This window comes from Streptomyces sp. NPDC002784, from assembly GCF_053592135.1.
Genome location: NZ_JBSFVD010000075.1, coordinates 1 through 6,603, shown reverse-complemented (window position 1 = coordinate 6,603; position 6,603 = coordinate 1). Strand labels below are relative to the sequence as shown.

The following is a 6,603-nucleotide window of genomic DNA, read 5'->3' as shown; positions in this document are numbered from 1 at the left end:
GGCTGCTCGCTCTCCGCCTGGGCGTCCGTTGAGGCGTCCGTCATACCGATACCAGCCGCCTCTGTCGCCCGTTCCACGTGTAGTGGAGCGTGGCCGATCTTCGGTTACACGGGGCTGGTAGGCGCCACGATCGCCATCACCGGTCTGTCCGTGACCGTATGGGCCCACCACATGTTCGCCACCGGTGCCGTGCTGCTGCCGTTCTTCTCCTTCATGAGCTTCCTGATCGCCGTGCCGACCGGGGTGAAGTTCTTCAACTGGATCGGCACGATGTGGCGGGGCTCGATCTCGTTCGAGCCACCGATGCTGTGGGCGTGCGGCTTCCTGGTGACGTTCCTGTTCGGCGGGCTGACCGGTGTCCTGCTCGCCTCACCGCCACTGGACTTCCATGTCACCGACAGCTACTTCGTGGTGGCCCACTTCCACTACGTGCTGTTCGGGACGATCGTGTTCGCGATGTTCGGCGGATTCAGCTTCTGGTGGCCCAAGATGACCGGCACCATGCTGGACTTCCGGCTCGAGAAGATCCATTTCTGGACGCTCTTCATCGGTTTCCACACCACCTTCCTGGTACAGCACTGGCTCGGCGCCGAGGGCATGCCCCGCCGTTACGCCGATTACCTGGCCGCCGACGGCTTCACCGCCCTGAACACCGTCTCCTCCATCGGCTCCTTCCTCCTGGGTCTGTCGACCCTGCCCTTCCTCTACAACGTCTGGAAGACCGCCAAGTACGGCAAGAAGATCGAGGTCGACGACCCCTGGGGCTACGGCCGCTCCCTGGAGTGGGCCACCTCCTGCCCGCCGCCCCGCCACAACTTCAACGCCCTGCCCCGTATCCGCTCCGAATCCCCCGCCTTCGACAACCACCACCCGGAACTCGCCGAAGTCGAGGAGCAGGTGAACGCCGGCAGGCGTGACGCCATCGACGCCGGCGACCACAAGGGCGAGCCGACCTGATTCCCAGCCCTCCCCCGGCCCGGACCGGACCGGTACGGAGCCGACTGGCCGCCGAAAGCTCCGAGCGGCCGGTTGCGGGTAGTCGGTAAGTCTCGAAGTCTTCGCAGTGGGTCGCTGGGGAAAGCCAGCGGGAAGGGGACACGTCCTGTGACCGAACGGGCGCGGGTGGGCAGAGCGCTGACCGATCTGATGATGGTCAGCCATGAGGCGGCGCTGGAGGACCTGCCGGCTCTGGTGGCCGACCACGCCAAAACCATCGGCTTGCACGATGTGGCGTTCTTCGTGGTCGACCTGCAAGGCAAAGTGCTGCGCCAGGTCACCGGGCGGGGCCTGGACGCCGGTGCGGGCGGCGTTGAGCTGGCCGTCGACACCACCATGGCGGGGCTGGCTTTCCAACGGGTGGATCTCGTCGCTGAGCCGGATGCGTCGGGCGGACGGGAGGGCCACCGGTGGTGGGTGCCCGTCACCGACGGCGTCGAACGCCTGGGCATGGTGCGCGCGGACACCGACCGGGACGACGACGCCACCCGTGACGCGCTGCGCGAGCTGGCGTCGATGGTGGCACTGCTGCTGCTGAGCAAGCGGGCCTTCAGCGACTCCTACGCCCGACTGATCCGGACCGCGCCCATGAGCGTGGCCGCCGAGATGCAGTGGCATCTCACCCCGCCGTCAGCCTTCGCCGGCCACGCCACCACCGTCGCCGCCGCCTCGGAACCGGCCTACGACGTCGGAGGCGACGCCTTCGACTACGCCGTCGCCGACCGGGTGCTGCACCTGTCGGTGTTCGATGCCATGGGGCACGACGCCACCGCGGGCCTGACCGCCAACATGGCGGTCGCCACCTGCCGCAACGCACGCCGCCAGGGCGCCGACCTCGTCGAGACCTCCCAGGCGGTGGAGGACACCCTGCTCGCACAGTTCGGCACCAGCCGCTACGTCACCGGCATCATCGCCGACCTCGATCTGAACACCGGACGGCTCACCTGGGTCAACCGCGGCCACCACCTGCCGATCCTGCTGCGCTCCGGACGCTGGCCCCACGAGCTGCGATGTCGCCCGGCCGGTCCCATGGGCACCGCCCTGGGACTACCGGTGACCGTCTGCCACGAACAGCTGCAGACCGGCGACCGCCTCATCCTCTACACCGACGGCATCGTCGAGGCCCGTGACGCCAAGGGGCGGCAATTCGGCCTGGACCGCTTCCTCGACTACGTCGTACGCCACCACGCCGACCAGTTCACTGTCCACGAGACCCTGCGCCGCCTCACCCACGCCGTCCTCGCCCACCACGACGGCCACCTGGACGACGACGCCACGGTCGTGATCGCCGAATGGGGCGACCGCGACCAGGACCACCTCACCCCTTGATCTGCGCCCCCCTTGGATGCGGGGGGGGGCTCAGTTCTTCTTCAGCTCCTGGGCGAGCATCACCAGGATGCCGCTGGGACCGCGGAGGTACGTGAGCTTGTAGATGCCCTCGTAGGTCGCCACCCCTCGAAGCGGACGGCATCCGTGCTTGGCGGCTGTCTCAAGGGCCTTGTCGATGTCGTCGACCGAGAACGCGACGCGATGCATGCCGATCTCGTTGGGACGAGTGGGCTCCGACTCGATCGCTTCGGGGTGGATGTACTCGAAGAGCTCAAGGCGCCCTTGGCCATCCGGTGTCTGGAGCATCGCGATCTTGGCGTGGTTGCCGTCCAGGCCGACGGCCGTGTCGGTCCACTCCCCACTGACCGTGTCACGGCCGACGACCGTGAGGCCGAGGTCGGTGAAAAAGGCGATCGTCGCTTCGAGGTCGCGGACGGCGATGCCGACGTTCTCAAGTCTGATGGCCATGCGCCGCATGCTATCGAGCCGATCCGATCGGCGCTTCCGGCAATTGACGGCGTACAACCTGGATCAGCCCCATGACGAAGAAGAAGCACAGGACCAGGACCAGGACTCAGGCGCCGCCGACCGTGACCTTCCCCTCCCACCGCAGGTCCCCCGCCGACCTGCCCACCAGAAGCCGGTAGGAGCCCGGCTCCACGCCCCAGCGGTGGTCCGCCTCCGACCAGTGCCGCACGGCGCGCGGCCCCACGATCACCTCGGCAGTCGCCGCCCGGCCCGCGTCCGCCTCAACGGCCGCGTACCCGGCGAACCAGCGCACCGGACGCTCCACCGCCGAATCGGGCCGGGACAGATAGACCTGTACGACCTCGCGCCCGGCGCGGGTGCCGGTGTTGCGCACCGTCACCCGGACGGTGAACGGCTCGCCCGCCGCGACGTCGGCGGGTGCCTCCACGGCCGTGTACTGCCATGTCGTGTAGCCGAGTCCGTGGCCGAACCAGTAGGCGGGCTCGCGTCCGGCCCGCAGCCACGCCCGGTGGCCGATGTGCAGGCCCTCGTCGTAGTCGAGCCGGCCGTCGACCGGCCGGGTGCGGGTGACGGGGGCGTCCGCCAGGGACGCCGCCCAGGTGGTGGGAAGCCGGCCGCCGGGTTCGGCGAGGCCGAACAGGACGTCGGCCAGGCCCGCGCCGGCCTCCTGTCCCGGGAACCAGGCGAGCAGTACGGCGCCCGCTTCCCGGCGCCAGGGCAGCTCGACCGGGCCGCCGCTGTTGACGATCACGGCCGTGCGCGGGTTCGCGGCGGTCACGGCGCGGACCAGGTCGTCCTGATGCCCTCCGAGCGACAGTCCGGCGCGGTCGTAGCCCTCGGTCTCGCTGTGCTCGGTGGTGCCGACGACGACGATCGCGGCATCGGCGTCCCGCGCCGCCCGTACCGCGTCCGCGAGGGCGGTCGCCGCGTCCGGTTCCGGTGGCGCCGCGGCGACGACGGTGGCGCGCCCGCGTCCGGGCACCAGTTCGCGCCGTGCCACCACCCGCACGGGCCGCTTGGCGGTCAGGACCGTGCGCGCCGTCTGCAGGGGCGGGTTGACGTGGACGACGGCCGGGTCGTCCGTGTCGCCGGGGAACTCCCCGTCCAGCAGCGGGTGGTCGTCGACGGTGAGCGTCATGCGGCCGAAGCCCCCGACGCCGAAGGTCCACTCCCCCGCTTCCCGGGGATGCAGGATCGCGGCGATCTCCACGGTGTGCGCGCCGGGGGGCAGGTCCGGTTCCAACTGGCGGCCCGAGAGCCTGCGTTGCGTGTACAGCTCCTGCCCCGTCGCGTCCAGTACGCGCAGGCGTACGCCGGGGGCACCGGACTCGGGGTCGGTGCACCGGTCGGTGTCGAGGGGCGCCGGTGGGGATCCCAGGGCCGGGCCGGGCTCGTACACGACCCGGGCCCTTCCTCGCAGCCGGGCCCGGATGCCGGCCAGGGGGGTGACGACGTCGGAGCAGAAGACGCCTGCGCTGCCGCCTCCTTGGACGCGCGGGGACGCGGCGTGCACGCCGAGGACCGCGACGGTGGAGAGCCCGGTGGGGTCGAGCGGCAGGACGGCGTTGTTGTGCAGCAGGACCGAACCGGCGCTGACGGCGCGGCGCAGCAGCGCCCGGGTGTCGCGCGACGGCATCGCCGGGGGCCGGCGTCGGTGATGCGGTTCCAGCGCGCCCACGCGGTCGGCGAGCCGGAGCAGTCGGCGCACCTTGTCGTCGACCGCCTCCTCGGGGACCAGGCCGTCCTTCACCGCCCGTACCAGCGAGGCGCCCCAAGGGCTGTCCGGGCCCGGCATCGCCAGGTCGAGGGCGGCACGGCCGGTCTCCTCCGTCGTACGCACGGCCGCCCAGTCGGAGACGGCTACCCCGTCGAACTCCCATTCCCCCTTGAGGGGTTCGGCCAGGAGCGGGCTGGCCGTCATGGTCGTGCCGCCGACGGCGTTGTAGCCCGCCATGACCAGCCACACCCCGGCCTCGACGGCCGCCTCGAAGGGCGCGAGGTACACCTCGCGCAGCGTGCGTTCGGACGCGCGGACGTCGACGGTCAGCCGGTCGGTCTCGGAGTCGTTGCCGACGTAGTGCTTGGCGGTGGCGGCCACGCCGAGGGCCTGGATGCCCCGGATCAGCGCGGCCCCGGTGCGGCCCGTCAGTTCCGGGTCCTCGGAGAAGCACTCGAAGTGGCGGCCGCCCAGCGGGCTGCGGTGGAGATTCAGCGTGGGGGCCAGGATCACGTCGACGCCCTTGCGGGCGGCCTCGGTGGCGAGCAGGCCGCCGAGCCGCTCCACCAGGTGCTCGTCCCACATTGCCCCCAGGGCGGAGGCGGAGGGCAGCAGGACCGAGGTGCGCCGCTCGTCCCATGCCTCGCCGCGCACCCCGGCGGGCCCGTCCGAGGTCACCATCTCCCGCAGCCCGATCCCGGCTTCACCGGCGGTGCGCCAGGTCGTCGCGCCGGTGAGCAGGCGCACCTTCTGTTCGAGGCTCAGCCGGTGGATGAGCCGGTCGCGTGTCTCGTCGTCCAATCCCGCCCCCACTTGAATGGCCCCCCTCCACTGGGAGAGCGCTCTCCCAACCATTCGCCGAGCGTGTCGTCCCGTCAAGGCCCTCCGACCGCGCCCCGAAGAAGGCGCCCGGGCAGCGGAAGGGGCCCGACGGCACCCGCACCGGGCGGGTGGTCGGGCCCCGGACGACCGGCCCGGTCAGGGCAGCCGGTGGTCCGCGTTCAGCACCGCGCCGCGCTGCGGGTGGTTCTGGTCGTAGCCGCGCGTGTCGCACTGGAGGCCGCCCACGATGCAGTGGTCGACCAGTGCCTTGAGGGTCCGCTCCTCCCAGGCGTTGAAGAAGTCGTAGTGGAAGGAGTAGCCGCGGCCGCTGGCCAGGCGGACCTGGCTCATGTCGCCGTTGACCGGGAAGGCCATCTTGAACTCGATCATCGGCAGGGCGACCGGGTGGGAGGCCGGGCACATGTTGTCGTTGGTGCCGGGCTTGACGACCGGGTAGGCCATGTGGCTCTTGTGGTCGGGGGTGTCGAGGTACTTGCCGTCCCAGCAGCTGGGCGCCTGGAAGCGGATGTTGAGCTGCACGTCGGGCCTGCTCGGGCAGCTCGCCGGGAAGTCGACGTTGAAGAAGCTGTCACCGCACTCCCAGCCCTCGACGAAGCCCTTGTGGCTGCGGAACTGCTGGGCGCTCTGCATGGGGTCGCCCACGACGTACCGCAGCCCCTTGGGGAAGGGCCGCACACTGGTGTAGTCGGTGATACCGGACTTGTAGTAGATGACCTGCGGGCCGACGGGGAGGATCTTGGTGTCCCCCTTGTACAGCGACGGCATCCAGTAGGCGGAGGCGTCGGCCGGTGCCAGGCAGGTGGTGTTGCCGCCGTAGAGGCTGGCCGTCGTGCTGCCGGCGTTCGTCGTCCGGTTGCCCATGAAGGTGTGGTCGTGGGACTTACCGGGCTGCCCCGGGTACACGATCGGGTCGTCCGGCGCGGTGTGCGTGACGGAGCAGTTGGCCTGGAACTCCTTGTGGTAGCGCGGCGGCGGGGTGGCCGTGGACGGGGTCACACCGGTGACCTGGGGCACGGCCGGTATGTAGCCGTCGCCGTCGGGGTCGTCGGCGGACGCCTGGTTCGACACCGCCATCGTGTGCCCGATGTGAGTGCCGGCCGAGGCGCTACTGCCCGGATCGGCCGCGGTGGCGACCGTGCCCAGGCCGAGGACCACGGCGAGGAGAGAGCCGCCGACAAGGAGCGTGGGGAGTCGTTTTGAACGCCATCTCATGGAGGGCCTCCAGCCCT

Annotated in this window: 4 protein-coding genes and 1 pseudogene; 2 read left to right on the top strand and 3 right to left on the bottom strand. The window is 70.7% G+C overall.

The genetic code is table 11. The annotated features are described in order from the left end of the window. Positions 1–93: 93 nt before the first annotated feature. Positions 94–957 (top strand): annotated as a pseudogene (locus tag ACWD1Z_RS36085) (cytochrome c oxidase subunit I); the annotation flags it as partial. Positions 958–1,104: 147 nt separating this feature from the next. Next, the gene (locus ACWD1Z_RS36080; RefSeq protein ID WP_451124938.1) at positions 1,105–2,325 is read left to right on the top strand and encodes a PP2C family protein-serine/threonine phosphatase; all 1,221 of its coding nucleotides are present in this window, start codon (positions 1,105–1,107) and stop codon (positions 2,323–2,325) included. 30 nt (positions 2,326–2,355) lie between these two features. Here ACWD1Z_RS36080 and ACWD1Z_RS36075 read toward each other — a convergent pair whose 3' ends face one another. From ACWD1Z_RS36075 to ACWD1Z_RS36065, 3 genes are all read right to left on the bottom strand, one after another. Continuing rightward, a complete protein-coding gene (locus ACWD1Z_RS36075) occupies positions 2,356–2,793 on the bottom strand; it encodes a VOC family protein (protein WP_451124936.1) in 438 nt (145 codons plus the stop codon). A gap of 106 nt (positions 2,794–2,899) precedes the next feature. Further along, positions 2,900–5,386: a glycoside hydrolase family 3 C-terminal domain-containing protein gene (locus ACWD1Z_RS36070; RefSeq protein ID WP_451124934.1), complete on the bottom strand. Its 2,487-nt coding sequence runs from the start codon at positions 5,384–5,386 to the stop codon at positions 2,900–2,902. A gap of 123 nt (positions 5,387–5,509) precedes the next feature. Beyond that, the gene (locus ACWD1Z_RS36065; RefSeq protein WP_451124932.1) at positions 5,510–6,586 is read right to left on the bottom strand and encodes a DUF1996 domain-containing protein; all 1,077 of its coding nucleotides are present in this window, start codon (positions 6,584–6,586) and stop codon (positions 5,510–5,512) included. Between the last annotated feature and the right edge of the window lie 17 nt (positions 6,587–6,603).

What these genes read in the sequence shown, in the direction of transcription:
- ACWD1Z_RS36065 (WP_451124932.1), bottom strand. Translation starts at nt 6,586, where the DNA reads ATGAGATGGCGTTCAAAACGACTCCCCACGCTCCTTGTCGGCGGCTCT.
- ACWD1Z_RS36070 (WP_451124934.1), bottom strand. Translation starts at nt 5,386, where the DNA reads ATGGTTGGGAGAGCGCTCTCCCAGTGGAGGGGGGCCATTCAAGTGGGG.
- ACWD1Z_RS36075 (WP_451124936.1), bottom strand. Translation starts at nt 2,793, where the DNA reads ATGGCCATCAGACTTGAGAACGTCGGCATCGCCGTCCGCGACCTCGAA.